This window comes from Streptomyces sp. TRM64462, assembly GCF_013362995.1.
In the GTDB taxonomy this organism is placed as follows: Bacteria; Actinomycetota; Actinomycetes; order Streptomycetales; family Streptomycetaceae; genus Streptomyces.
Map to the genome: position 1 here is coordinate 1 of NZ_JABWDV010000047.1, position 294 is coordinate 294.

Sequence of the window (294 nt, forward strand, 5' to 3'; positions counted from 1 at the left end):
TCGCCGCGTTCGCGGCACTGCCGGCCGACGAGACCGCCGAGGAGCGGCGGGGCGGGCACCGGTACGTACGGCTCGCCGGCGCGCGCGTGGCGCAGCTCGTCGAGGACCTGGCCGCGCACACGGGGACGCCGTCCGCCGGGCCGCCGCGCTCCCTGGCCGCGGCGGGGGCGCGCGGCGCAATGGCGCGGGGCCGCACCTGCTACGACCACCTGGCCGAGCTGCTCGGCATCGGCCCGGTGGACCTGCGGTGACGGCGGCGCCCGGCCGCGCGGCGACGTGGCTGCGTCTGGTGGG

1 pseudogene is annotated in these 294 nt (G+C 81.3%); it reads left to right on the forward strand.

Annotated elements, in window-relative coordinates:
- Positions 1-242, forward strand: a pseudogene (locus HTZ82_RS02275) (hypothetical protein); the annotation flags it as partial.
- Between the last annotated feature and the right edge of the window lie 52 nt (positions 243-294).